The 23,962-nt window shown below is 54.8% G+C and carries 21 protein-coding genes; 5 read left to right on the forward strand and 16 right to left on the reverse strand.

Going from position 1 to position 23,962, the window contains the following annotated elements; all coding sequences use genetic code 11:
* Nucleotides 1–23 precede the first annotated feature (23 nt).
* From ACIGCM_RS13445 to ACIGCM_RS13520, 16 genes are all read right to left on the reverse strand, one after another.
* Nucleotides 24–575 carry a hypothetical protein gene (locus tag ACIGCM_RS13445; protein WP_397502565.1) on the reverse strand — a complete coding sequence of 184 codons (552 nt, stop codon included), beginning with the start codon at nucleotides 573–575 and terminating at the stop codon, nucleotides 24–26.
* A gap of 85 nt (nucleotides 576–660) precedes the next feature.
* Complete coding sequence (locus tag ACIGCM_RS13450) at nucleotides 661–1,365, reverse strand: TetR/AcrR family transcriptional regulator (RefSeq protein ID WP_397502566.1); 705 nt, start codon at nucleotides 1,363–1,365, stop codon at nucleotides 661–663.
* 255 nt (nucleotides 1,366–1,620) lie between these two features.
* On the reverse strand, nucleotides 1,621–3,120 hold the full coding sequence (lysS, locus tag ACIGCM_RS13455) for a lysine--tRNA ligase (protein ID WP_397502567.1): 1,500 nt from the start codon (nucleotides 3,118–3,120) through the stop codon (nucleotides 1,621–1,623).
* A 171-nt stretch (nucleotides 3,121–3,291) separates the two neighbouring features.
* A protein-coding gene (gene prfB, locus ACIGCM_RS13460) for a peptide chain release factor 2 (RefSeq protein WP_397502568.1) occupies nucleotides 3,292–4,387 on the reverse strand; the annotation gives its coding sequence in 2 pieces (ribosomal slippage) (nucleotides 3,292–4,314 and nucleotides 4,316–4,387; 1,095 coding nt in all).
* Nucleotides 4,388–4,477: 90 nt separating this feature from the next.
* Nucleotides 4,478–5,491, reverse strand: coding sequence for a diguanylate cyclase (locus tag ACIGCM_RS13465; RefSeq protein ID WP_397502569.1), 1,014 nt, complete (start codon nucleotides 5,489–5,491; stop codon nucleotides 4,478–4,480).
* 64 nt (nucleotides 5,492–5,555) lie between these two features.
* The gene (locus ACIGCM_RS13470; protein ID WP_397502570.1) at nucleotides 5,556–6,560 is read right to left on the reverse strand and encodes a chemotaxis response regulator protein-glutamate methylesterase; all 1,005 of its coding nucleotides are present in this window, start codon (nucleotides 6,558–6,560) and stop codon (nucleotides 5,556–5,558) included.
* Nucleotides 6,557–8,851 carry a hybrid sensor histidine kinase/response regulator gene (locus ACIGCM_RS13475; protein ID WP_397502571.1) on the reverse strand — a complete coding sequence of 765 codons (2,295 nt, stop codon included), beginning with the start codon at nucleotides 8,849–8,851 and terminating at the stop codon, nucleotides 6,557–6,559. The genes ACIGCM_RS13470 and ACIGCM_RS13475 overlap by 4 nt, the downstream gene beginning before the upstream one ends.
* On the reverse strand, nucleotides 8,848–9,534 hold the full coding sequence (locus ACIGCM_RS13480; protein ID WP_397502572.1) for a chemotaxis protein CheW: 687 nt from the start codon (nucleotides 9,532–9,534) through the stop codon (nucleotides 8,848–8,850). Before ACIGCM_RS13480 ends, ACIGCM_RS13475 begins: the two co-directional genes overlap by 4 nt.
* On the reverse strand, nucleotides 9,527–10,801 hold the full coding sequence (locus ACIGCM_RS13485) for a CheR family methyltransferase (protein ID WP_397502573.1): 1,275 nt from the start codon (nucleotides 10,799–10,801) through the stop codon (nucleotides 9,527–9,529). The genes ACIGCM_RS13480 and ACIGCM_RS13485 overlap by 8 nt, the downstream gene beginning before the upstream one ends.
* Nucleotides 10,794–11,312, reverse strand: a complete 519-nt coding sequence (locus tag ACIGCM_RS13490; protein ID WP_397502574.1) for a chemotaxis protein CheW — start codon at nucleotides 11,310–11,312, stop codon at nucleotides 10,794–10,796. The genes ACIGCM_RS13485 and ACIGCM_RS13490 overlap by 8 nt, the downstream gene beginning before the upstream one ends.
* Nucleotides 11,313–11,318: 6 nt before the next feature.
* The gene (locus ACIGCM_RS13495; RefSeq protein WP_397502575.1) at nucleotides 11,319–12,959 is read right to left on the reverse strand and encodes a methyl-accepting chemotaxis protein; all 1,641 of its coding nucleotides are present in this window, start codon (nucleotides 12,957–12,959) and stop codon (nucleotides 11,319–11,321) included.
* Between the two features lie 141 nt (nucleotides 12,960–13,100).
* Entirely contained in the window at nucleotides 13,101–14,738 is a 1,638-nt protein-coding gene (locus tag ACIGCM_RS13500; RefSeq protein WP_397502576.1) for a GMC family oxidoreductase, read from the reverse strand.
* A gap of 158 nt (nucleotides 14,739–14,896) precedes the next feature.
* Nucleotides 14,897–15,670 carry a tellurite resistance TerB family protein gene (locus ACIGCM_RS13505; protein WP_397502577.1) on the reverse strand — a complete coding sequence of 258 codons (774 nt, stop codon included), beginning with the start codon at nucleotides 15,668–15,670 and terminating at the stop codon, nucleotides 14,897–14,899.
* A gap of 206 nt (nucleotides 15,671–15,876) precedes the next feature.
* Complete coding sequence (locus ACIGCM_RS13510) at nucleotides 15,877–16,638, reverse strand: tellurite resistance TerB family protein (protein WP_397502578.1); 762 nt, start codon at nucleotides 16,636–16,638, stop codon at nucleotides 15,877–15,879.
* Between the two features lie 294 nt (nucleotides 16,639–16,932).
* On the reverse strand, nucleotides 16,933–18,648 hold the full coding sequence (gene recJ / locus ACIGCM_RS13515; protein WP_397502579.1) for a single-stranded-DNA-specific exonuclease RecJ: 1,716 nt from the start codon (nucleotides 18,646–18,648) through the stop codon (nucleotides 16,933–16,935).
* A 64-nt stretch (nucleotides 18,649–18,712) separates the two neighbouring features.
* The gene (locus ACIGCM_RS13520) at nucleotides 18,713–19,240 is read right to left on the reverse strand and encodes a winged helix DNA-binding protein (RefSeq protein WP_397502580.1); all 528 of its coding nucleotides are present in this window, start codon (nucleotides 19,238–19,240) and stop codon (nucleotides 18,713–18,715) included.
* Nucleotides 19,241–19,456: 216 nt separating this feature from the next.
* Between ACIGCM_RS13520 and ACIGCM_RS13525 the strand changes: the two genes are divergently transcribed.
* The 5 genes from ACIGCM_RS13525 to ACIGCM_RS13545 all read left to right on the forward strand — a co-directional run bounded on the left by ACIGCM_RS13525 (nucleotide 19,457) and on the right by ACIGCM_RS13545 (nucleotide 23,959).
* Nucleotides 19,457–20,206 (forward strand): 5-oxoprolinase subunit PxpA, encoded by a 750-nt coding sequence (locus tag ACIGCM_RS13525; RefSeq protein ID WP_397502581.1) that lies wholly within the window; start codon nucleotides 19,457–19,459, stop codon nucleotides 20,204–20,206.
* Nucleotides 20,203–20,907: a 5-oxoprolinase subunit PxpB gene (gene pxpB, locus ACIGCM_RS13530; RefSeq protein WP_397502582.1), complete on the forward strand. Its 705-nt coding sequence runs from the start codon at nucleotides 20,203–20,205 to the stop codon at nucleotides 20,905–20,907. Before ACIGCM_RS13525 ends, pxpB begins: the two co-directional genes overlap by 4 nt.
* Entirely contained in the window at nucleotides 20,904–21,824 is a 921-nt protein-coding gene (locus ACIGCM_RS13535) for a biotin-dependent carboxyltransferase family protein (RefSeq protein WP_397502583.1), read from the forward strand. Before pxpB ends, ACIGCM_RS13535 begins: the two co-directional genes overlap by 4 nt.
* 20 nt (nucleotides 21,825–21,844) lie before the next feature.
* The gene (locus ACIGCM_RS13540) at nucleotides 21,845–22,636 is read left to right on the forward strand and encodes a putative hydro-lyase (RefSeq protein WP_397502584.1); all 792 of its coding nucleotides are present in this window, start codon (nucleotides 21,845–21,847) and stop codon (nucleotides 22,634–22,636) included.
* 96 nt (nucleotides 22,637–22,732) lie between these two features.
* Nucleotides 22,733–23,959: an NRAMP family divalent metal transporter gene (locus tag ACIGCM_RS13545; protein WP_397502585.1), complete on the forward strand. Its 1,227-nt coding sequence runs from the start codon at nucleotides 22,733–22,735 to the stop codon at nucleotides 23,957–23,959.
* Nucleotides 23,960–23,962 lie beyond the last annotated feature (3 nt).

Here is a 23,962-nt window from a genome sequence, read left to right on the forward strand (position 1 = left end):
CCCTCGCGACTTTATGACCCGAATTAATCAGCCTCACGCTGATAACGCGCAACCTCGATAAATACGTCCGAGTTGGCGGGGTCATTCAAATAATCGAAAACTTTTTCCATGGGAGATGTGATCAATACGCCCTCACCCACCGGCATTTCAACCATTTTGCCCTGCCACATGCCCTCTTCAAGCTCTTGCAGCATGCGCTCTACGTCGAGACTGTACAGCACCAGCTCATTATTGTGCGTCAGCTCAAAACCAACAATTACAAAATTGGCCCCCAAGCGCTTCGGCAAGCCCGTCGATAAATACCAACGACTGCCATGATGGGCGACGGTAAAGCCGTATTCTTCAGCGTTCTCTATGTTGTCCAGACTGCCCTCAAAGCTTCTCGCCTTGTAGGTATTAGAACCCGAGCGACTGATGTCGAGGTACTGCAATTCGCCCCATTCATCCTTGCGCGACCACTCACCCAGTAGCGGAATGGGTGCGGCTTCATTCGCAGGAATCGGATCTTTGAACGTTACCAGGCAGCCACTCAACAACAGGAAGGACAAGGCGACAAGCGCGCGCCAAGCTTTCATTCAGCTCTCCTTGTGAAATCGGGTTGTGTACTGCTCCGACAGCTGTCGGTTGTTGTTCGACCGCAACTTACTGGTTGCAAGCGTCTTAGACACCTAAAACCAAATACATATAACGCTTAAGAATGGCTAACATTGCCTCAATGTCCAGCGCATCAACTCCCTCTATCAGACCTTGATACTCCATGCGCTCGACCACAGTCGTCAAGATTGTTGCGTCTTCAATCGGTTGTTTTGAACCGATGAGTGTGAAGAACCGTGTGGTGCCTTGCAAAAGGATCTGCCCTTGCGCACGCACCAGATCATGCAGCCGGGGATTGAGCAATGCCTCATGGCGGAACGCTTGCTCAGCCAGTAAATGATCACGACGATTAATCAACTGATCACGAACAAACGCAACGGCCATTAGCGCGACTTCATCAGCGAAGGCACGCAATGTAGCTGGAGAACCATCAAAACTGCTGACGCGTTCTTGCAACATCTCATCGTTGCTGCTCCAGAGTTCATTCTGATTCGCTGCACAACGTTCAACGAAGAGTGTGAAGCTGTCACTGATAAGATCGTTGATGTCTTTGAAGTAATAGGTCGTTGCTGAAAGCGGCACCTGCGCTTCAGCCGCCACCGCCCTGTGGCGAACGGCACGCACGCCATCGCGCACAATAATACGCAGCGCAGCTTCAAGAATGGCCTGACGACGTTTTTCACTGCCGGCGCGACTGGCTTTACGCCCTTGATACTGGATGTTGTCGGTTACAGCTGTGGTATCAGTGTCTTGAGTTATAAGTTGTTTCACAGGCCAGCAATCCTCTAACACATACTTAAACGATTTTTTAACGTCCTTGGCTTTTCGGCTTCACCGGCAAACAGTCGGCGCCTTGTCTATTGTGTTGGCCCTCATAGTGCCCGAAAAATAACAGGGTGGCTTACACCCTTATATTGCCCAACAGTATGACTTGCAGAGGTTCATTCAGATGACCAAGTGATATCACTTTGCGACACCCTGCTGCAGAAACAAAAAACCGCCCGAAGGCGGCTTTTTAACAACAGCTTAAGCTTGTGGTCGCATATGCGGAAACAAGATGACATCCCTGATAGAAGGGGCATCGGTCAACAGCATAACCAAACGGTCAATGCCAATGCCTTCACCCGCAGTCGGCGGCATGCCATATTCCAGAGCACGAACAAAGTCAGCATCGTAATGCATGGCCTCGTCATCGCCCGCATCCTTATCAGCAACCTGGGCCATAAAGCGTTCGGCCTGATCTTCTGCGTCGTTAAGCTCGGAATAAGCGTTGGCAATCTCACGACCACCAATAAACAACTCAAAACGATCGGTGACGCTAGGGTCCTGATCATTGCGACGTGCCAACGGGGACACCTCAAAAGGGTATTGCGTAATGAAGTGTGGCTGTTCCAGTTTTGGCTCAACCATTTCTTCAAAGATCATCACTTGCAGCTTGCCCAAGCCTTCAAAGCCCAGCACCTTGGCACCCGCTTTCTTAGCAATATCCCGGGCGACATCAATATCGCGCAACTGGTCAGCTGTCACATCGGTGTATTTGAGGATCGAATCAAATACCGATAAGCGCACAAATGGCTCGCCAAAGTGGAAGACCTTGCCTTGGTAAGGCACATCAGTGGTGCCCAACACCAACTGCGCCAATTCACGGAACAGCTCTTCGGTCAGGTCCATGTTGTCTTCGTAGTCGGCGTACGCCTGATAGAACTCAAGCATGGTGAACTCTGGGTTGTGACGCGTCGAGACACCTTCGTTACGGAAGTTACGGTTGATCTCGAACACGCGCTCAAAACCGCCAACGACCAAACGCTTGAGGTACAGCTCAGGCGCAATGCGCAGGAACATCGGCATGTCCAGCGCATTGTGGTGAGTTTCAAACGGCTTGGCTGCAGCGCCGCCGGGGATCGTTTGCAACATCGGCGTTTCAACTTCGAGGAAGTCACGCTCAGCGAGGAACTTACGAATGTGGCTGATCACCTGTGAGCGCACACGGAAGTCCTGGCGGACTTCTTCATTAACGATCAGGTCGACATAGCGCTGACGATAACGCTGCTCGGTGTCAGTCAGACCGTGATGCTTATCAGGCAACGGGCGCAAGGACTTGGTCAGCAGGCGCACATTGCTCATCTCAACATACAGATCGCCTTTGCCTGAACGTGCCAAAGTGCCTTCAGCGGCGATGATGTCGCCCAAGTCCCAGGTTTTCACCGCAGCCAGGGTTTCTTCCGGCAGGGTTTTACGGTTGACGTAGACCTGAATGCGACCGGTCATGTCTTGCAGCACCATAAAAGAGCCACGGTTGAGCATGATACGACCGGCAACCTTGACCGGAATCGCGGCGTCAGCCAGCTCTTCCTTGGTCTTATCGACGTACTGTTTCTGCAAGTCCGCACAGTAGCTATCGCGGCGGAAATCATTAGGGAAGGCAATGCCCTGCTCACGCACGGACGCAAGCTTTTCTTTGCGCTGGGCAATCAGCTTGTTTTCTTCCTGTTGCAGATCATGCTGGTCGAGTTGTTGGTCGCTCATGGTCTTTCGTCTGTTCCTGTATTCGTAGGGTGTTGCTGAGCGCAGCGATGCTCAACATCCGGCCTGTTTAGCCGGGATCCTACGCAAATGCAGCGCCGCTCGTTGAGCCCAGCTTAGCCGGATTCAACCTACATTGCGTTGTGTTGCACAGCCACGCCAAGCGCAGCTGTTTTACAGCCCTTGCTTGAGACTGGCCTCAATAAAGCCGTCAAGATCACCATCGAGCACTGCATCGCAGTTGCTGTTCTCAACGTTGGTACGCAAATCTTTGATTCGCGACTGATCGAGCACATAAGAGCGAATCTGATGCCCCCAGCCGATATCCGACTTGGAGTCTTCAAGCTCTTGCGATGCGGCATTACGCTTTTGAATTTCTTGCTCGTACAACTTAGCCCGCAACATTTTCATGGCGGTGTCTTTGTTGGCGTGCTGGGAGCGTTCGTTCTGGCAGCTGACCACCGTATTAGTCGGCACGTGAGTGATACGCACCGCTGAGTCAGTGGTGTTTACGTGCTGGCCACCGGCACCCGAAGAACGGTAGGTGTCGATGCGCAAATCAGCCGGGTTAATCTCAATTTCGATGTTGTCATCGATTTCAGGCGAGACAAACACTGCAGTAAACGAGGTGTGGCGGCGGTTACCCGAGTCGAATGGACTCTTGCGCACCAGGCGATGCACGCCGATCTCCGTGCGTAGCCAGCCAAAGGCATACTCACCCTTGATGTGCACAGTAGCGCCTTTGATGCCAGCGACTTCACCGGCCGAGAGTTCCATGATGGTGGCATCAAAACCGCGCTTGTCGGCCCAGCGCAGGTACATACGCAGCAGCATGTTGGCCCAGTCCTGTGCCTCTGTGCCGCCAGAACCGGCCTGAATATCTAGATAAGCGTTGTTAGGGTCCATTTCACCGCTGAACATGCGACGAAATTCGAGTTTCTCAAGGATTTCACGCAGACGCTGAACCTCAGCCGCTACATCATCAACAGCGTTCTGATCGTCTTCTTCAGCGGCCATTTCAAGCAAATCGCTGCAGTCAGCCAGACCTGTGTGAAGGTCGTCCAGCGTCTCGACGATTAAGGCAAGGGATGCGCGTTCGCGCCCCAAGTTCTGGGCATACTCAGGGTCATTCCAGACATTTGGGTCTTCAAGCTCACGGTTAACTTCAACTAAACGATCATGCTTTTGATCGTAGTCAAAGATACCCCCGAATAGTCAGGGTGCGCTCGGAGAGGTCCTTAATGCTGTTAACGATCGGGTTGATTTCCATAGCTGGCGGGCACTCACAGGTAAAACGTCGGAAAAGCCGACAATTATACCTGCTATAGCGCGCTATCGACAGCCCAGTGTTTACCGGGCGTTATTGCTCAACCCCGACCTGGTTGCGGCCCTTGTCCTTGGCCATGTACAAGCCGTTGTCGGCTTTCTCAACCAAAGCCAATGAATTGCCTCCAGCTGCTGGGACCATGGTTGCCACGCCGATGCTAACAGTGACGGGTGAACCGTCCCCGGGTCGACAATGTGGGATCGCCAGCGCCTCAATGGCGCGACGAACCTTTTCAGCCTGTAAACGCGCCCCGCCAGGTGACGTGCTCGGCAGAACCATGGCGAACTCTTCACCACCATACCGAGCCACTAGATCCGATGAACGCGTGCAGGACTCAGACAGCGCAGTGCCGACACGGCGCAAAACATCATCACCCGCTACGTGACCGAACTGGTCGTTATAAACTTTGAAATAGTCGACATCAATCATCACCAGCGAGAGCTGATTCTGCTCGCGCAATGCTCGATTCCACTCAATTTCAAGATATTCATCGAAGTGCCGGCGATTGGCCAAACCGGTCAATCCGTCGGACTTCATCATGCGCTGCAGCACCAGATTCGCCTCTAGAAGTTGCTGCTGGCTTTGTCGCAGCGCGCGAAATGCCTCATCGCGCTGCTGCAGGGCGAGATAGGAGCGCGAGTGGTAACGAATGCGGGCGATCAACTCAATGTTATCGGGCAGCTTTACCAAGTAGTCATTGGCACCGTTGGCGAATGCAGCGCTTTTAACCTGCGGGTCCTCTTTGGTCGAGAGCACGATGATTGGAATATCTTGCAAGTCCGGGTCTGCTCGATAATCACCCAACAAGCTCAGGCCATCGACGCCAGGCATGACCAAATCCTGCAAAATAACTGTTGGTTTTATTTGCCGGGCAATCTCTACCGCTTGAAAGGGGTCCGAGCAAAAGTGAAAGTCGATACCTTCCGCCCCCACCAGCGCACGGCGTACCGCCTCACCAATCATGGCCTGATCATCAACCAATAAAACCATGACAGCGTTCGCTGAAACGGCAAGCTTTTGCGCATCAATTTGCGTGGAATCTTGCATACTGTCTCCAATTAACCCAGCGCATTGTGCCTTCAACTAATTGACTGAGCCAATTAGCAAACTGTTACGCATAATATTTAACTAATTTAGGTGCAATCTGATCCAGCGGCAGAATCTCAACCGCGGCCTCAATCGCAGCAGCTGCTTTAGGCATGCCATACACCGCACAAGTGGCGCGATCTTGGGCGATGGTCAAAAAGCCTCGCTCACGCATGTGCTTCAAACCTTGCGCACCGTCACGCCCCATACCGGTGAGCAACACGCCCACGGCATCGCCCTGCCAATTACGCACCAAACTGTCGAAAAACACATCGATTGATGGCCGATATATTTCCTCAGTGGGCTCCTTGCAATAACTCAAACACCCATTGGCTTGCATAACCAGGTGATTATTAGTCCCTGCCAGCAGTATCTCGCCCGGCAGCGGTCGGTCATCCGGCTGCGCTAAACGCACCGGCAGCTTGGATTCGCTGGCCAGCCACTGCGCCATGCCCAGTGCAAATACTTCGTCTACATGCTGCACCAAGACCACAGCGGCACTGAAATCTTCTGGCAACTGCCTCAACAGGCAGACCAAGGATGCAGGGCCGCCCGCCGATGCGCCGATGGCAACAATCCGCTCAGGTTTGCGAGTGGTTTCGGTTTGAGTTGGCGCAGTGACCGGTTTGCCACCCTGCTGACCTATCATCCAGCCGATATTGTGTAATTTACGCAGCAATGCCGCGGCATCGACAGCTTGCGAATCGCCCAGCGATGGTGTGTTGACTACATCCAGTGCACCATGGCCCATGGCTTCAAAAACCTGGTTCATATTGCGCTCGATGTCAGATGTGACGATCAAAATAGCGCAAGGAAACTCGGCCATGATCCGCTGTGTGGCTTCAACACCGTTCATGCGCGGCATCAACAGATCCATTAACACCACATCGGGGCGTTGCTCGCCACATAGCCTCACGGCCTCAATGCCATCACTGGCGATCCAAATCACCTGATGTGCAGGCGCCTGGCTGATAACCCGCCGTAACGCCTCAACCGCTAACGGCATATCGTTGACAATCCCTATCCTCATTCCTGCGCATCCCCAATCAGTACCTGCACGGCATCAAGCAATGCTTCATCGTGGAAACTGGCTTTCGCCAAATAGTAATCGGCACCCGCGTCGAGTCCGCGCTGACGATCTTCTTCACGGTCTTTGTACGACACCACCATTACGGGCAGTGATTGCAGGCGACTGTCGCGACGTACCAGGCTGACCAACTCAATGCCGTCCATACGGGGCATGTCGATATCGGTGATCAGCAGATCAAATGACTCTGCGCGGAGCGCATTCCAACCATCCATGCCGTCTACAGCCACGGCGACTTCATAACCTCGGTTGAGCAATAATTTGCGTTCAAGCTCGCGCACCGTAAGTGAGTCATCGACCACCAGTACCCGCTTACGCGCTCGCCCACTGGCTTGTTTATCACGACTGTTAACCCGCTGCAGGTTGCCACTGCCCAGCAACTTGGCAATTGAGCTGCACAGGTCTTCGACATCAAGAATTAAAACCGGTGTGCCATCATCCAACAGGGCACCGGCTGACACGTCCCGGACTTTGCCGAGCCGTGGATCAAGCGGCATCACCACCAGTGTGCGCTCACCGATAAAACGCTCGACCGTCAGTCCATAGAGCATGTCACGGTCATTGATCAGCACGACCGAAATGCCCTCTTGATCGACACGCCCTTCTGCTTTTTGCAGCAGCTGACTGGCGGCAATTAACCCGACATGGCGGTTTTCGTACCAAAAGTGTTGACGCCCCTCTAGCTGAACAATCTGATCCTGTTCAAGACGCAGCATATGCTCGATATGCGCCAGCGGGATGGCATAGGCCTCAGCGCCAATTTCAATGACCAGACTGCGCACAACCGAGAGCGTCAGCGGCACTTCAATAATAAATACACTGCCCTGCCCAGCCTGTTGCTGCATGCGAACGCTGCCACGCAGTTGGCGAATCTCATGCATAACCGCATCAAGGCCAACTCCCCGGCCTGATACTTCGGTGACGTGCTCGCGCATGCTGAAACCGGGCAGAAACAAAAACGCCAGCAGTTCTTCTTCACTCAGCTGTACGATGGTCTCGGCTGTCGACAGTTTGCGATCGCGAATGCTCTGTTTCAGTCGTTCTAAATCAACACCGCCGCCGTCATCCTGCAGTTCCAGCACCAGCATGCCTGCATGATGGCGGGCGCGAAGTTTGATCGCCCCTTCGGCTGGTTTGCCGGCATTTATACGTTGTTCGGGGCTTTCGATGCCATGATCCACAGCATTTCGCAGCAAGTGGGTAAGTGGTGATTCAAGCCGCTCCAGTACATCGCGGTCGACCTGGGTGTTTTCTCCCTCAGTTTCTAGGCTTACTTGCTTGCCAAGCGAGCGTCCCAGGTCACGCACCATCCGCATTTGGCCCGACAACACATCGGCAAATGGGCGCATTCGCGAGGTCAGTGCGGCGTCGTAAAGTGCTTGAGTGCGCTTCTCGCCTTGCCAGGCGAACTCATCAAAGGCCTCCATGTGTTGCATCAGCATCTGCTGGCACTCACCGAGCAACCCCCGGCTTTCACCCAGCAGGGCCTGAGCGTGCACATCCATGGATGACTCAAGAGTTGCCTCACGCAACGCGTCCAGTGCGCGCTTGGTTGTGGCATGCAAGCGTTTGAGACGCGCCAACGACTCACTCAGCGGCTTAATGCGTTGAAACTCAACCAGTGACTTGCCCGACATATCCAAAAGATGATCAAGCCGCTCAGCAGACACCCGTAGCACGCGCCCGCGCGCATCACTTGTGGAGCCCTGAGCACTCTCTGCAGCAGATGAGTCATCTGTCGTTGAGACAATGGGCTCAGCTTGCGGCATTTCTGGTTTGGCTTGCGGTTGCGCAGGCGTGGACGGTGGCGTTTTTGCACGAGCCGGAACAGCGGCACCAAACAAGGCCTGCAAACGTGCAACCAGATTGCTAACGTGTTCGCTGAGCTGTGCTTGCTGTTCAGTGCTAAGCCCCACCTGACCAATGCGCAGCAGTGCATCGGAGCCCTGTAACAGCGCATCGACATGATCCGACTGTAAACGCAGTAAGCCTTCTTGAGCCCCGACCAGCAGGTCTTCCATCACGTGTGCAACATTGACGCCTTCATCGAGGCCAACTATTCGCGCAGCACCTTTTAACGAATGCGCTGCACGCATACAGGCTTCAAGCTGACCGGCGTGAGTAGGGTCACGCTCCAGTACCAATAAGCCGGCATCCAATACCTGTGTCTGTGCCTCAGCCTCCATTCGAAACAATTCAAGCAGCGATGCATCGCGCATTTGATCAGGGGTCATGAAAGGCTCCTGATCATTGCCTGAGCCAGTAACTGCTCATCCAACAGGGTGATGCTGCGTTGACGCCAGCGGACCACACCACTGGCGTACTGGCCGGCCGCCTGACCGCCCCCGCGGCCGGGCTCCCGCACATCGCGCAGGGCAATGGCGTGAATACCCTCAACTTCATCAACTGGCGCAACAAATACGCCATTGCTACTGCCGAGAATCAGCATCCGCGGTACAACCCTGCGCTCAGGACTGGTTATCACTGCCGAATCCAAACCGAGCAAATTTTGCAGTGAAATACAGGAAACCAACGCACCGTTCACGTTAGTTATCCCCAACAAGCTAGGCGAACGCTGGTGGGGCAATGAGTGAATCGCGGTTTGCCCAACGACAGAAACCAGGCCCGCAGTCGCAAGGCCTAGCCATTGTTCGCCCAACCGAAAAATCAGCATTGAGCGCTGTTCGCCGCGCTCCTCATCAACCTGCACAGCACTGTCGTCACGCTCAAGCAGTTGCGCACCATAGCGGTCGAGCAAGCTGATAGCAGCCTGGGCATACACCTCACAGTTGCGGCAATGCACATGCTCTTCCAGCCTGGGGCAGCTTTTATCGCCGTATACACCAATGCGCTTCCAGCAGTCATCGAGCACCGGCAGGGTCTCATCAGCGCTGAAGGCGTGCGTACTATCAACCACTGTTATTTACTCCACGGCTCGCACGCTGTCGTAACCTGCGGGCACCCGCCTGATCACCACGCGCTTCCAGCAACATCGCCAGATGCGATAACGCCTCAATGTGTTCAGGTTGTAGATACAACACTTTACGGTAATAGGTTTGTGCGACATCGCTATTGCCCGCGGTATCGTTGAGCAGACCAAGCCAGTAAAACAGCTCGGCGCCAGGCCCCTGAACATTCAATAATGCTTCACAGACCTTGAGCGCGTCAGCTGTACGCCCGCTGTTGGCAAGCCGCTCAACTTCGCCCAGTTGATCTGCCGAAACGTCCTTGTCCACCAACGCGCTCAACGAAGAAACCGCTGGTTTTACTGCAGCAGGCAGGGGTCGCATCGGCCTGGCCGTGGTTGGGGTTGCAACCGGCGTTCTGTTTTTTGCGGCCAGAGGCTGGGGCACAAACGCTTTGACAGCCGTTGACTTCACTGCGTACGGGTGACCCTCTGCGGTTTTAAAGACAAAGCTCAGTGGCACACCCATTGCCTGCATACCATTCTGACTGAACAACCCTGTTTCAGCTGGCCCGGTGAACATTGCACCGCCTGGCGCCAGCAAGCGCTTCAATGCCTGCAAAGCTTGTAGTTGGGTAGCCCGGTCAAAATAGATCAGTAAATTGCGACAAAAGACAAAGTCATAGGGCTGGCGACTGTTGAGTAAATTAGCATCCAGCAAGTTGGCGCACTGCAAGCTCACCTTACTACGCACAGCCTGATCCAGTAGGTAGCGATCATCCGCGACACTGAAATGCCGATCACGAAAGCTCAGGTTTTCACCGCGAAATGAATTGCGCCCGTACAAGCCCTTAGCTGCCAGCTCAAGAACTCGCTCACTGACATCCAGCGCTTCGACCTCAAACGACTGCGGTGCTAAGCCGCCATTGAGCAAGGTCATGACAATCGAATAGGGTTCTTCACCCGTGGAGCAAGGCAAACTGATGATCCGCAGCGGTCGCGAATGTTTCAACTCAGTTAGCCGTTCCTGAGCCAGTTTCAGTAACAGATTAAATGATTCCGGGTAACGGAAAAACCAGGTTTCAGGCACCACAACGGCTTCAACCAAAGCATGTTGCTCCGCTGCTGAGATGTGCAGTTGCTGCCAGTAACTGTCCTCATCAACGCTTGCAGTGGCCTTCATTCGCTGGCGAATCGCGCGCTCAAGAACCACCTGACCAACAGACTCAATATCCAGGCCAATCTTGCGTTTGAGTAACTCCTCAAAGCGTTTATTCATCAGCCGATGCATCCACTGCGTTGCGCACCAACAGCGCTCGCACGTCTTCACTTAACAGTTGCTCAACGCTGATACGCTGAACCATGCCCAGTGCGGTTTGCTGGATCATACCCAAATAGGGAGTGGCCGGGTTTTGCAGCGGATTAGGACTAAAGGCATCATCAAGCAGGCGCTGGGTATCGGTTGCTTGCTCCAGGATCAAGCCGATCTGAACAGGCTGGGCATCGGTGGCTAAATACTTGACCACCACCAACCGGGTACTGGCTCGCGCCTGGGCCGGAGTCGCCATTGCCATTTGGCATAGATCAATCACTGGCACCGGTTCGCCGCGAAAGACAAATAAGCCTGAAACCCAGGGCGGGGCGTCAGGTATTTGCTTGAGCCGCTGCAAGGGCAAAACCGCACTAATGGCATGCACATCAAGTGCATAGCGGTCTTTGCCGAGTGAAAACAGCAAGTGCAACTCACCTCGCGGGCGGCGAGCTTGCTGGTAATTGGCTCGCAGGCTCATTGCGGTTTAAACCTTGAAGCGGCTAACGCCGGAACGCAGGCTGCTGGCCACCTTGTTCAACTCATCAATTGCCGAGCCCGTCTGCCGCAGCGACTCAACAGTCTGACCACTGGCTTCGCCCAATTGAACCAAGGCCTGGTTGATCTGCTCAGCCCCTGTTGCTTGTGCTTGCATGCCCTCGTTGACCATCTGTACGCGTGGCGCTAACGCCTGTACCTGATGGATGATTTGCGACAACTGCTCACCCATCTGACCCACTTCGGCAATACCGCGACGCACCTCTTCCGAAAACTTGTCCATGCCCATAACCCCTGCAGACACAGCTGACTGAATTTCACGGACCATTTGCTCGATGTCGTAGGTTGCCACTGCGGTCTGGTCAGCCAAGCGCCGCACTTCAGTCGCCACAACCGCAAAACCACGGCCGTACTCACCGGCTTTTTCAGCCTCAATTGCAGCATTCAGGGATAACAAGTTGGTTTGATCTGCAAACTTAACGATGGTGGTCACGACGTGGTTAATGTTGCCTGCCTTCTCATTGAGAATTGCCAGCTTTGCATTAACCAGATCAGCCGCGCCCATGACTTGGTGCATGGTGTCTTCCATGCGAGTCAGGCCCAATTGGCCAGAGCCTGCCAGCACAGAAGTTTGCTCGGCCGTACCGGACACTTCATCCATGGTGCGCACCAGATCGCGTGCGGTAGCCGTAATCTCGCGCGAAGTTGCGCCAATCTCGGTGGTGGTTGCAGCAGTTTCCGTGACCGTAGCTTGCTGCTGCTTAGAGGTTGCAGCAATTTCAGTCACAGCCGTTGTCATCTGCACGGACGAGCGTTGAGCCTGGGTCACCAAAGCCTTAAGCGCTTCACTCATGTCATTGAAACCAACTTCGATCGCATTGAATTCATCATTGCGCTGCAAGTTCAGGCGCACCGACAAATCGCCCTCACCCATGACCCGCAAGGTTTTAACAATAGCTTTAATCGGGGTAGTGATGGCCCGCAGCAGGAGAAAGCCACAAATGCCAGCGATCAACATAGCCAGCAATACCGCAATACCGGTACTGATTTCCAATGCATGTACAGCAGAAGAAATACCTTTTACTGCCAGTGTTGCGTTGCTGCGGTTTAATTCGACCAGCTGATTGAGCTGATCTCGCCCTTGCAACCATTTACTGGCCAGTGGACCTCTTACCAGGACTGATGCCTGAGCGAGCTGCCCTTGATCTACCAGCGCCTTGTACTCGGCGTGAAGTTTTAGGTAATCCACACGATCTTGCTCAAAGGCAGCTAACAGCTCGTTATCGGCCTCATCGAATACGGTCTTTTTGTACAAGCTAATTTGTTTGTCGAGCTGACTTTCACTGGCCGCAAAACTCTTTCCGAACTCACTCTGGTTGTTCGGCCCAGCTTCGCCCTGGCCTACAGATGCACTCAGCAGGCTCTGCTGAGTCATCAGCATATGATCAACCCAGAAACTGCGAATTTTGGAGATCTGATACAGGCCTGGAACCGCATCTTGCTGAACCGACGTTGCTTCCTTGTCGACATTCATAAGGCGGGTGTAGGTATAGACCGCAAGCAGCAGCAGAATGGCTATGACAACCGCAAAACTTGCAACAATACGCAGCCGAACAGTCCAGTTCTTCACAGTTTTCCCCGATTTGAAAATACTTGATTCAGTGCAGGTCCGCAGCCTACAGCTAGCGGCTATGGTCGCGACTCTAGTGACTCAGAGTATCGACCGCAAGTGACTTATCTAAAGCAACTTTGTTGTTTCACAAAAAGTCACTCATCGAACGCCTGCGCTATTAACCATAGCTGCGCCACAGCCCTGCGTGATCATCTGAGCCGCTTTTTCGGCAATCATCAACACAGGTGAACAGGTATTGCCCGAAACGATGTTAGGCATAATCGAGGCATCGGCGACTCGCAAGCCACGAACCCCGTGCACACGCAACTGGGCATCCACCACCGCATCGGTGCCCTGCCCCATCTTGCAGGTGCCCACGGGATGGAAAATGGTGGTGCCTATCTCCGCGGCTGCACGGTGCAAATCCTGCTCGCTTTGATAACTTGGACCGGGCTTGTACTCTTCAGGTTTGAAGGCAGCCAACGCCGGCGCAGCAACAATCTGCCGGGTCAATCGAATTGCCTCGGCAGCAACCTGCAAATCACGCGGGTCGGTTAGGTAATTGGGCTGAATCAGCGGCGCTGCCGTGCTATCCAGTGAGTTAATTTCGACTTTGCCGCGACTGAACGGGCGCAAATTACACACCGAAGCGGTAAACGCCGGGAAAGCGTGCAAGGGTTCACCAAAGCGCTCAAGCGATAAAGGTTGCACGTGATACTGCAAGTTAGCGCTGGTTTGCTCAGCACTCGAACGGGCAAACGCGCCCAACTGGCTCGGAGCCATCGCCAGTGGACCGCTACGCTTGAGTAAATACTCAAGCCCCATGGCCATTTTGCCGGTCAGTTTTGAGGCTATTTGATTAAGGGTTTTGACCCCACTGATTTTATAGATAAGGCGTAATTGCAAGTGATCCTGCAGGTTCTCGCCAACGCCTGGCAATTCATGCAGTACAGGGATACCTAAACGCTCCAATAGTGGCCGTGGGCCAATACCCGAACGCTGCAATAACGCCGGAGAGCCAATCGCACCTGCACACAAAATAACTTCTCGGCGCGCCTTAATTGTCTGCTCACGCCCCTGAGCCCGTACGATCAGTCCCTGGGCACGGCCATCCGCCAAAATAGCCCGCTGCACATCAGCGTCGGTCGCAATATGTAAGTTGTCTCGCTGCTCGATCCCGCGCAAAAAAGCTTTGGAAGCGTTCCAGCGTATCCCCCGGCGCTGATTAACCTGAAAGTAGCTGCAACCCTCGTTATCGCCGCCGTTGAAATCCTCGATACTGGCGATGCCGGTTTGCGCTGCGGCCTGCCTGAACGACTCCAGCACATCCCACTTCAAGCGCTGTTGTTCGACTCGCCACTCACCTTTGCCACCATGCAACTCACTGTCACCGCCATAGTGGTTTTCAGTGCGCTTGAAGAGCGGCAAGACATCATCCCAGGCCCAACCTGAATTACCCGCGGCCGCCCAGCCATCGTAATCCTGACGTTGACCACGCATGTAGATCATGCCGTTGATAGAGGAGCTGCCACCGAGCACCCGACCACGCGGATACTTCAGCGAGCGGCCATTGAGCCCGGCCTCGGCAACGGTGTCGTAACACCAGTCAGTGCGCGGATTGCCAATGCAATAGAGGTAACCTACGGGAATGTGAATCCATAGGTAGTTGTCTCGCCCTCCCGCCTCAAGCAGCAACACCTGCACACTGGGGTCGGCAGACAAGCGATTAGCCAGTAAACACCCGGCAGGCCCGGCACCGACGATCAGGTAGTCATAGCTCTCGAGAAGTTGCTGCATTGACGCCTCGCTTTCTAATTTTTATATGCCCACGAGCCAGCCTACCTCCTTAACGGTGCTAACAGAATGATCTATTGGTCGGAGTAATAAATACGGGCCATGCGGGTGCATGAATTTGCCAGCCGCAGGACGCGGCTGGCAATGCTTGCCACGATCAATCAACCCTGAGGACGTGCGTGTGCTTCAAGTTGAGCCTGTAAGCCAGGATTGAGCTGTAACGCCGCCGCCAGTTGGTCAAGGTACTGCCGCTCACCGCCCTCCTGATCACCGATCAACAGTGCACTGGCCAAATACATTTCAGCGGCCATTTCTGGGCTATTGGCAGCTTGAGCAACCACAGTGGCATCCAGAGGGCTGCGGACTTCGCGGTCCAGCCAGCTTTGCAACTCAGGGTCAGAGGTGAGCTTGGCGATTTCCCCGTAGATTAATTTTTTCTCTTGCTCATCCACACGCCCATCGGCCTTGGATGCCGCGATCAGCGCACGCAATATCGCGTGACTGTGCTCCTCAACCTCGGGACCGGCAAGCATATCGACGGTTTGCGGCATGGCCATGGCAGCCGAAGCCCTCGCAGGTACTTCGGCATTTTGCGCCTGATTTTTTTGCCAAACGCTATAGGCCTGATAAGCCAGCATGCCGATGGTGGCCAAGCCGCTCATGCTCATACCGCCACCGCTGTTGGCGTTAGTAGCGCGCGGTTGTGCCTGTCCCGCAGGCCCGCCCCCGCCCAATAAACCACCCAGTAAACCACCCAGGCCCCCAAGACCTCCGGAACTTGCAGAGGTGCTGTTCGACCCGCCCAGCAGCCCGCCAAGCGCTCCACCCAGAGCACTTCCGAGACCACCCGCCATACCACCTGCGCCTTTGCTTGAGCCTCCCTGCCCCGACAACCCAGCGCGTAATAACTGTTCAAGTAAACCGCTAGTGTTCATATATGCCTCCGCTGCCTGAATACACTCGATTTAAGCGAATAAACCATAGTCCAGCTAAAAGCACCGCACCAGCAGCGAACCGCCCTTCGGTCTAGTAAGTGAGTCGAGTCACACCCAAAGCACACACAAAAACGCCCAAGGTAATTGCCTCGGGCGGTTGGGTGGAGGCTGCATAACAACACAGCCAGGAAGCCAGAACGTGCAGGTTAAGCAGGGATCAGCTCAGCTCGTACCTGCGTTTCCAGCTCCTGCTTCAATGCAGGGTCCAACTTCAGCTGACGTGCGAGTTCTTCAAGATAAGCACGCTCCATAAAGTGCTCTTCATCAACCATTAACACGCTGGCGATGTACATTTCCGCAGCCATTTCCGGAGTGGTAGCGGCGCGGGCGACATCGGCCGGGTCCAGCGGTTTGTTCAATTCGGCTTCAAGCCAGCGTTGCAATGATTGGTCATCCGCCAGTTTGCTTAGCTCGCCTTCAATCAACTGGCGTTCACGGGCATCGACATGGCCATCCGCTTTGGCGGCTGCCACTAACGCCTTGAGAATACCCTGGCTGTGAATCTCTGCTTCTGGCGCAGGCAAGCGGTCGATCGTTTGCGGCTCTTGCTGCACACTGCCCGCTTGCTGGGATTGCCAATTGCCATAAGCTTTGTAAGCAATAACGCCCAGTGCTGCCAAGCCGCCATAGGTCAGAGCTTTGCCACCAAATTTTCGGGCTTTTTTATTGCCTAGCAACAAGCCCATAGCCCCAGCAGCCAATGCACCGCCACCAGCACCTGAGAGCAAGCTGCCCAAACCACCGCTTCCGCCTGACTTGCCCAAAACACTACCCAAAACATCACTTAACCCACCGCCGCTGGAGCTTGAGGTTGAGTTATTGGCAGCGCCTTGAGAGCCTGATGACTTTTGCTGCATCAGGTCTTGACCGGACTTGAGTAATTGGTCGAGCAATCCACGTGTATTCATTTCATTCTCCGCGCCAAATCTACAGGCGTCATAAACCTTGGGTCTAATAAAATTGACCAGATTTAAGCGCATCAGTTGCGCGAAACCTACAAACAGAGTGCATCGAAATATTGCCGACTGTGGGCGTACAGGCGTCTATTTATGCATGCGCTAGACATAGACCGCCTGGGTAAATGGCGCTCAACAATCAGGGTAAAACAAGGCTGGCATACCCGTAGTTGAGCACTTCGATATTCAGCCTTGGTGGGCAAGCTGTGCATTGCCATACCCACGCACAATGGCTGCAGAAGTGCTTTAGCGCGCAGCCACGTGGGCGACCATCAACTGCACCGTCTCATTGCCACGGTACTCATTTACATCGAGTTTGTAGGCTAACTCGACCCAGCGCACGGTTGGATTCGGCCATTGGTCGCGGTCGATATTGAATGCGATGGCATCCAACGTTTGGCCGCCACATTCGGTTTTAAGCACCATTTTCAGGTGCTTTTCCCCCACTAACCGTTGCTGTAGAAGTTGAAATGCACCATGGAAAAGTGGCTCAGGAAAATGCTGCCCCCAAGGACCGGCGTTGCGCAGTGCTCGCGCCAGCTCTAGGTTGTATTCTTCAATCGACAATGTGCCGTCAGAGAATAAGCGCCCGGTAAGGTCATCCTCGACCAACTGGCGACGCACTTCATGATCAAATGCCTCGGCAAATGCTGGAAAGTTAAGCTCCGGCAATGACAGCCCCGCAGCCATCGCGTGGCCACCAAACTTGCTGATTAACCCAGGATGTCTGGCCGCAACGGCATCCAGCGCATCGCGAATATGAAAGCCTGGCACCGAGCGTGCCGAGCCCTTGAGCAGGCCATCGCCTGCATCAGCGAAAGCAATGGTCGGTCGGTGATAACGCTCTTTCAGGCGCGAAGCGAGAATACCAATAACGCCTTGGTGCCAGTCTGGCTCGAACAAGCACAACCCAAAAGGCATATCCTCAAGCGGCAAGTCTTTGAGTTGCGCCAATGCCTCACGCTGCATGCCTTGTTCAATGCTTTTACGGTCTTGATTGAGCTGATCAAGCTGCACAGCCATGTCGCGGGCCAGCATGTCGTCTTCACACAACAAGCACTCGATCCCCAGGCTCATATCATCTAGGCGTCCCGCCGCATTCAAGCGCGGCCCAAGGATAAAGCCGAGGTCGGTTGAGGTGATCCTCCCATGCTGGCGACCAGCAACTTCAAGCACTGCCCGCAAACCGGGCCGCGCACGGCCTGCACGAATTCGCGCCAAGCCTTGGTGCACTAGAATGCGGTTATTGGCATCCAGCGGTACCACGTCAGCCACACTGCCCAGCGCAACCAAATCCAGCAACTCGGCCAGGTTTGGCTCCTGTATGCCTCGCGCAGTGAACCAACCGTTTGCACGCAGGCGCGCTCGCAGCGCCAGCAACACATAGAACATTACGCCGACACCGGCCAAGGCCTTACTCGGAAAGTCACAGCCGGGCTGGTTGGGGTTAACGATGGCATCCGCTGCTGGCAACTCAGGCCCAGGCAAGTGGTGATCGGTGACCAATACGGTCAGCCCTGCAGCTTTGGCCGCTGCCACACCTTCGACGCTGGAGATGCCATTGTCCACGGTGATCAGCAATTGCGGCTCGCGCTCAAGGGCCACCGCAACGATTTCAGGGGTCAATCCGTAGCCATATTCAAAGCGATTAGGCACCAAGTAATCGACGTGGGCCGCTCCGAGCATGCGCAAGCCCAGCACGCCCACTGTGCTGGCGGTGGCACCATCTGCGTCGAAATCTCCAACAATCAACATACGCTGGCGTTGTTCGAGGCCAATCACTAAAAGGTCAACAGCGGCCTCAATACCTTTGAGCTGCTGGTAGGGAATTAATCGCGCCAGACCTTTATCCAGCTCAGCGATAGTTTGCACACCCCGCGCTGCATACAAGCGCGTCAGCAAAGGTGGCAAGCTGCCCAGATCAGGCAGGATATCCGGCAGTGGACGAGGCTCAATACGCATTAACTCAGTACCCAAGATGGCTGCACAACAAAGCACTTATGCAGTTTTTACAGAAAGATAGACGCTACAAAGAGGTAGCGGCGCGTGCGGCTTGGTCATAAAGCCCGGACATTGCCCGCAACATACCGGCGAGGCGATGAATGTCCTCGGGGTTGATATTTAAATTTTCAAAGGCCGAGATCAGGCATTCTTGACGAATTTCAGTGTACTCAGCGCACAGTTCCAGCCCCTTGGCGGTGGCTTGATAGAACATTTCCTTACCCTGCTTTTGACCCACAACCAGCCCGAGCTTGCTGAGCTTTTTCAGGGCGTAGGTCACTGTATGGGTGTCTTCAATATTCAGCAGCAGGCAGATGTCGGCCTGGCGTTTAGCCCGACCTCGACTCACCAGGTTGTGCAGCACCATCACATCCAGCGCATTCATTTCAACGCCGCCAGCAGCCTTCATGCAGCGCTCCATCCAACGCATAAAGGCGTTGCCCGCGATGATCATGCCGAACTCCATTTGCGAGAGTTCCTGCGACTGCTCTGCAAGGTGGCTAGAGGCCACAATAGAGCTGCGCGTGGACCGTGAAGAGTTACCGTCGATCATTTGAAATCCGTGGTTGAGCTAGAGTTTGTTATACGGTTTTTTGCCGATTCAAGCGTTGTTTGCAGGCAAGCATACAACAAAGCCATTTGTCTGGCAGATGGGTGATCGGAAGATTCTTTGGAAAAATACGTTGACGTTTTATCGATAAAATATCATCGTTTTGCCAAAGAAATTCTAGTTCGCTTTTCGAACGCCAATAATAAACAGGGGATTTCAATGAGTGGTTTACTCCTCAACTGTGATATCGGTGAAAGCTATGGTGCATGGCGCATGGGCCTCGACGCTGAAGTCATGCCGTTCATCGACTGTGCCAACATTGCCTGCGGCTTTCACGCCTCAGACCCCAGCATCATGCGCCGCACCGTTGCCCTCGCGGTGGCGCATCAAGTGCGTATTGGCGCACACCCGGCCTACCCCGACCTGGTCGGTTTTGGTCGCCGTTCGATGGCCTGCAGCCCGCAGGAAATCGAAGACATGCTGCTCTATCAAATTGGCGCACTCGAAGGCATGTGCCGGGCTGAAGGCACCCAGGTCAGTTACGTTAAACCCCATGGTGCGATGTACAACGACATGATGCGCAACCCGGACTCACTGCGTGCAGTTATGCAGGCAGTCGCCCGCTATAACCCCGAGTTGCCGCTGATGCTGATGTCGACTCGCGATAATAGCGCCAGCCAACGTCTAGCCGATGAGATCGGAATCAAGCTGTGGTTTGAAGTATTTGCCGACCGAGCTTATGACGCCGCCGGTATGCTGGTCTCGCGTGCTAAGCCAGGCTCTGTCCATCACGACGCTGAAACCATCATCAAACAGGCCACTGACCTTGCCAGCCATACAGCACTGGTCGCTGAGGATGGCAGTGCCTTGCAACTGCGCGCTGACACTCTTTGCGTACATGGTGATAACGCCGGATCGATCGCAGCAGTGCAGCAGATTCGCGCTGCCTTGAAGGCGCTTACGGCATGAAACTGCGTATTGAAGTGATTGCTATCGACAGCTTGATGCTGCGCCTGTTCGACGAAATCGCAGAAGACAACATGCCCTGGTTGCTGGCGGCAACCGAGCGCCTGCGTGAGCGCTTCGCTGACGCGCTGCTGGAGTTGGTGCCCTCCTACACCACCGTGCTGCTGCAATACGACCTGAATAAAATTGACGACTGCCAAGCGCGCGCACTGATTCATCAAGCGCTAACTGACCTGCAACCGCAAACCCGTGGTGCCGGGCGTGAGTTGCAGATTCCCGTTTGGTATGACCGCAAAGTCGGCCCAGAACTGCCCATAATTGGCCAGCGCACCGGCCTCGGTGATGCCGGCGTTATCAAGCTGCACAGTGAACACACTTATCAGGTTTTCGCCCTTGGCTTTGCCCCCGGCTTTGGCTTTATGGGCTTGGTTGATGAAGTGCTCGCCAGCCCCCGCCTAAGCACCCCGCGCCAGCAAGTCCCGGCTGGCAGTTTAGGGATTGCTGACCGGCAAACCGCGATTTATCCGCTGCAATCGCCGGGCGGTTGGAACCTAATCGGGCGCAGCCCTGCACGCTTGTTTGACCGCGAATTAGAAGGCTACAGCCTGCTACAACCTGGTGACCGAGTGCGTTTTGTACCCATTGATCACGCTGAGTTCATCACACTTGGTGGTGATGACACAGCCTTTGAGGCCAAGCCATGAGCCTATTAATAGAACGCAGTGGCGCTTTGGCAAACCTGCACGACACCGGTCGCGTAGGCGTACGTCATCTCGGTGTAACCCAGGGGGGCGGCGCAGACTGGATTGCGCAAAACTGGGCCAACTGGCTGCTCGGCAATCCGCTCAACGCGCCGGTGATTGAGATCACCCTTGGCAACCTTGAATTACTCGCCGAAGCCGATACCTGCCTGGCGCTGTGTGGCGCCGATCTTGGCGCTCAGCTCGATGACCAAACCATCACGCCTTGGCGCAGTTTTACCGTGCGCAAAGGTCAGCGCTTACGCTTTCAGAATCCAGTAGATGGGGTACGCGCTTACCTCGCAGCGCCCGGTGGTTTTGTCGCCCCGCAAGTGCTGGGCAGTTGTTCAAGCGTCAAGCGTGACCAACTCGGTGGCTTGCAAGGCGATGGACAGCCACTCAAAGCCGACGACCAACTTCAGTGGCACAAATCCGGCAATCCCCCAGAACCGCGCGAGTTGAGCGCAAGCCAAACGCCACAACGCTCAGGAAAAATCCTGCTGCCTGTGGTCTTAGGAGCGCAGATTGCTGATTTCAGCGGCCAGAGTTTGTTCGATGCATTCAACAGCACATGGCAGGTTGATCAGCGCGCTGACCGCATGGGCATTCGCCTACTTGGCCCGGCACTGCGCTGCGAGCGCCAGCAAATGGTGTCTGAAGGCGTGCCCCTTGGCGCAATACAGGTACCAAGTGATGGTCAACCGATCGTGCTGCTCAATGACCGCCAAACCATTGGTGGGTATCCGCGCCTTGGCGCATTGACGCCAACAGCGGTGGCCCAATTGGCGCAGTGCCTGCCCGGCACTGAACTGCAGCTCAAACCCATGGCGCTGGAGTCGGCTCAGCGCCTGCACCTGCGCCAACTGGCCCAGTGGGTTTAATGCCTCAAGGATCCCAAAACATGCAGCAATTAAACGAGCTGAGCCCCGAGCAACTGCGCCAGCTGATTCGCAGCCAACAGTTTACCGGACCAACAGCTGGCCTGGCCGCCGGTTTTGCCCAGGCTAATCTGCTGATCGTCAAACAAGCGCAGGCCTATGATTTTTTGTTGTTCTGCCAGCGCAATCCACAAGCCTGTCCGCTGTTGGATGTAACTGATGTGGGCTCAGCCGTTTCTCGATATGCCGCACCCGGTGCAGACATTCGCAGCGACTTGCCCAAGTACCGGATATACCGCCACGGTGTGCTCGATGAAGAAACCTGCGATATCTCAAGCCACTGGCAAGACGATATGGTTGCCTTTCTGATCGGTTGCAGTTTCAGCTTTGAAAGCGCGCTGCTGGCCAATGACGTACCAGTCAGGCATATCGAAGACCAGCACAACGTGCCCATGTACATCAGCAACCGCCAATGCCGTCCGGCGGGCCAGTTCAGCGGGCCGATGGTGGTGAGCATGCGGCCGATGCCCGCTGACAAAGTCGTGCGCGCAGTCCAAGTGACATCCCGCTTTCCCGGCGTGCATGGCGTGCCCGTACACATTGGCGACCCGGCGGCCTTGGGCATTGATGATTTATCCCAACCCGACTTTGGCACAGCGTCACGCTTGGCTGATGGTGAGATACCGGTGTTTTGGGCCTGCGGCGTCACCCCGCAGGCGGTTGCCATGCACAGCAAACCCGAACTGGCGATTACCCACGCCCCAGGGCACATGCTTATTTGCGATCTGCGCAACGAGCAGCTCGGCGTGATCTAGGCAAACAAATACTGACAGGCTTCGCACAATAACAATTTTGACTGCACCGCTTTTGTAAAACCGCCCTGCCAAACTCCAAAAAAAAAGAAGGTACTCATGCAACCTACGGCAAGCACTCTCAACACCGCCCCCGGGCAGCAGCGCAGCGTAATGCGCGGCGCGATTTTTATCATGGCGACCTCATCAATTGGTCCGGCGTTTCTCACCCAGACATCGTTGTTCACCGCCAAATACATGGCCAGCTTCGCGTTTGCCATTCTGATTTCATTGCTGATTGATATCGGCGCACAATTAAATATCTGGCGCGTACTGAGCGTCTCCAACCTGCGCGGCCAGGATGTCGCCAATAAAGTTTTACCAGGTGTTGGCCATTTGGTTTCCGGGTTTATCGTACTCGGCGGTATCGCCTTCAACATCGGCAACATTGGCGGCGCAGGCCTGGCCATGAACGTGCTATTTGGTGTACCGCCGGTCATTGGCTCAATCATTGCCGCCATCGCCATCATCGGCATTTTCCTGATGCGCAACGCGGCAAGGGTAATGGACAAAGTGATGCAACTGCTGGGTCTGGTGATGCTGTGCATGATCGGTTACGCCATGCTGCAATCCAACCCACCGCTGCTTGAAGCGTTGTCGCAGAGCATCAACCCTGATGATCCAATGCTTCTGCTGCTGCCAATAGTGACCTTGGTCGGCGGCACTGTCGGCGGCTACATATCCTTCTCCGGTGGTCACCGCTTAGTGGATGCGGGCATCACTGGCATCGAAAATGTAACAGCAGTCACCCGCGCGGCAGTCATCGGTATTGCCACCACTGGCGTGGTGCGGGTTTGCCTGTTTCTCGCTGCGCTGGGTGTCGTCAGCCAGGGCTTGATCCTTGACCCAGGCAACCCAGCCGCATCGGTGTTCTCACACTCGATGGGCACGATCGGCTACAAAATCTTTGGTGTCGTGCTGCTTGCCGCTTCGATCACCTCAGTCATTGGCGCGGCGTACACCAGCGTAAGCTTTATGTACTCGCTGCATGAAGGCATCAAACGCCACAACCAAGGCGTGGTCATTGCCTTTATTGTGTGCTCAACACTTATCTACAGCCTGGTTGGCCAGCCCGTGAAAGTGTTGGTCGTGGCAGGCACGCTTAACGCGCTGGTTCTACCCTTGGCACTGGGCTGCATTCTGATCGCGGCGAAGAAACCGAGTATCGTCGGCAAGGACTATCACCACCCGAACTGGATGCTCGGCTTTGGCATACTAGCCGTGCTTGCGACGTGCGTCGGTGTGGTGTTGTCGTTCGACTCGTTTATCAAGTTCTGGATGTCTTGATTG

Origin of the sequence: Pseudomonas sp. NPDC078700 (genome assembly GCF_044542375.1) — a bacterium.
In the GTDB taxonomy this organism is placed as follows: domain Bacteria; phylum Pseudomonadota; class Gammaproteobacteria; order Pseudomonadales; family Pseudomonadaceae; genus Aquipseudomonas.

Excerpts from the sequence above, each read along its gene's own strand:
- ACIGCM_RS13445 (WP_397502565.1), bottom strand. The coding sequence starts at position 575 with ATGAAAGCTTGGCGCGCGCTTGTCGCCTTGTCCTTCCTGTTGTTGAGT.
- lysS (WP_397502567.1), bottom strand. The coding sequence starts at position 3,120 with ATGAGCGACCAACAACTCGACCAGCATGATCTGCAACAGGAAGAAAAC.
- ACIGCM_RS13465 (WP_397502569.1), bottom strand. The coding sequence starts at position 5,491 with ATGCAAGATTCCACGCAAATTGATGCGCAAAAGCTTGCCGTTTCAGCG.
- ACIGCM_RS13470 (WP_397502570.1), bottom strand. The coding sequence starts at position 6,560 with ATGAGGATAGGGATTGTCAACGATATGCCGTTAGCGGTTGAGGCGTTA.
- ACIGCM_RS13475 (WP_397502571.1), bottom strand. The coding sequence starts at position 8,851 with ATGACCCCTGATCAAATGCGCGATGCATCGCTGCTTGAATTGTTTCGA.
- ACIGCM_RS13485 (WP_397502573.1), bottom strand. The coding sequence starts at position 10,801 with ATGAATAAACGCTTTGAGGAGTTACTCAAACGCAAGATTGGCCTGGAT.
- ACIGCM_RS13490 (WP_397502574.1), bottom strand. The coding sequence starts at position 11,312 with ATGAGCCTGCGAGCCAATTACCAGCAAGCTCGCCGCCCGCGAGGTGAG.
- ACIGCM_RS13500 (WP_397502576.1), bottom strand. The coding sequence starts at position 14,738 with ATGCAGCAACTTCTCGAGAGCTATGACTACCTGATCGTCGGTGCCGGG.
- ACIGCM_RS13505 (WP_397502577.1), bottom strand. The coding sequence starts at position 15,670 with ATGAACACTAGCGGTTTACTTGAACAGTTATTACGCGCTGGGTTGTCG.
- ACIGCM_RS13510 (WP_397502578.1), bottom strand. The coding sequence starts at position 16,638 with ATGAATACACGTGGATTGCTCGACCAATTACTCAAGTCCGGTCAAGAC.
- recJ (WP_397502579.1), bottom strand. The coding sequence starts at position 18,648 with ATGCGTATTGAGCCTCGTCCACTGCCGGATATCCTGCCTGATCTGGGC.
- ACIGCM_RS13520 (WP_397502580.1), bottom strand. The coding sequence starts at position 19,240 with ATGATCGACGGTAACTCTTCACGGTCCACGCGCAGCTCTATTGTGGCC.
- ACIGCM_RS13525 (WP_397502581.1), top strand. The coding sequence starts at position 19,457 with ATGAGTGGTTTACTCCTCAACTGTGATATCGGTGAAAGCTATGGTGCA.
- pxpB (WP_397502582.1), top strand. The coding sequence starts at position 20,203 with ATGAAACTGCGTATTGAAGTGATTGCTATCGACAGCTTGATGCTGCGC.
- ACIGCM_RS13535 (WP_397502583.1), top strand. The coding sequence starts at position 20,904 with ATGAGCCTATTAATAGAACGCAGTGGCGCTTTGGCAAACCTGCACGAC.
- ACIGCM_RS13540 (WP_397502584.1), top strand. The coding sequence starts at position 21,845 with ATGCAGCAATTAAACGAGCTGAGCCCCGAGCAACTGCGCCAGCTGATT.
- ACIGCM_RS13545 (WP_397502585.1), top strand. The coding sequence starts at position 22,733 with ATGCAACCTACGGCAAGCACTCTCAACACCGCCCCCGGGCAGCAGCGC.